Annotated in this window: 1 protein-coding gene and 1 pseudogene; both read left to right on the forward strand. The window is 73.6% G+C overall.

Annotated elements, in window-relative coordinates:
• Positions 1-333: pseudogene (locus AB0J52_RS41140) on the forward strand (hypothetical protein); the annotation flags it as partial.
• Positions 330-1,287: enediyne biosynthesis protein UnbU (locus AB0J52_RS41145; protein ID WP_500188682.1), on the forward strand; the 958-nt coding region annotated here is incomplete at its 3' end. The pseudogene AB0J52_RS41140 and the gene AB0J52_RS41145, both read left to right, overlap by 4 nt.

The following is a 1,287-nucleotide window of genomic DNA, read 5'->3' on the forward strand; positions in this document are numbered from 1 at the left end:
CCCACGCCGGCCGGGAAGGCGAGCGGGCCGGTGACGCCCGTGATCGGCGCGTCCGCGCGGCTGCTCTCGGGCACCGGTGACGTCCGGACGGGCCAGGTCTACCCGGCCAACGGACACGCGGGCGTCTCCGCGCCGGAGCTGCTCTTCGGCCTCGACCGCGGGGCCGTCATCCCGGCCGCGTCCACCACGGGGACCGGGGCCGGGGCCGTCCCGGTCCGGCTGGACTGGCGGGACGCCTGCGGCACCCTCCACCACGGCGAGACCCGGCTCGCGCCGGGCTGGCACACCGTACTGCTGACCTCTGACGGGTCCGTCCGGGAGGCGGGACAGTGAGTTCCACGACCAGCTCCACCACGACCAGCTCCACGACGACAGGCGGCGCCGCCACCGCGGCGAAGGCCGCCCGCCCCGCCAAGGACCCGCGCGTCGTCGCGCTGCGCCGGTTCGCGCTCTCCATCACGGCCTTCACCGTCCTCGGGCACGCCGTCCTCGGCTTCGAGCAGGCGTACGCCACGCCGGTCGTCGCGCTCGCCACGGCGTACGTGCTGGAACTCGGCCTGGAGACCCTGGACGCGTGGGCGACCGGGAGGCCGCGCAAGTACGCGGGCGGCGCGCGCGCCCTGCTGGACTTCCTGCTGCCCGCGCACATCACCGCGCTGGCCTGCGCGATGCTGCTGTACGCCAACAGCCGGCTCGGCCCGGTGATCTTCGCGGTGACCATCGGGATCACCTCGAAGTACCTGGTCAGGGTCCGCGTGAACGGCCGTCCGCGGCATGTGCTGAACCCGTCGAACCTGGGCATCGCCGTCGTGCTGGTGATGTTCCCGTGGGTCGGGATCGCCCCGCCCTACCAGTTCACCGAGTGGATCGGCGGGCCGCTGGACTGGCTCGTCCCGGCCCTGATCCTGGCGTCCGGGACGATGCTGAACGCGATGCTCACCAGGAAGATGCCGCTGATCGCCGGCTGGGTGGGCGGGTTCCTGCTGCAGGCGGTGCTGCGCGCGCTGCTGACCGACACCGCGGTGCTGAGCGCGCTGCTGCCGGTGACCGGCGTGGCGTTCGTCCTGTTCACCAACTACATGATCACCGACCCGGGGACGACGCCCGCCAGGCCCCGCAACCAGGTCTGGTTCGGCCTGGCGACGGCCGCCGCCTACAGCGTGCTGGTCACCTTCCACGTGGTGTTCGGGCTGTTCTTCGCCCTGGTCGCGGTGTGCGTCCTGCGCGGGGCGGGGCTGGCCTTCCTGTCGCTGCGCGACGCGCGGCGGGGGGACGCGGAGGTTCCGG

The sequence above is a fragment of the Spirillospora sp. NPDC049652 genome, assembly GCF_040675125.1.
Taxonomy (GTDB): Bacteria; Actinomycetota; Actinomycetes; order Streptosporangiales; family Streptosporangiaceae; genus Spirillospora.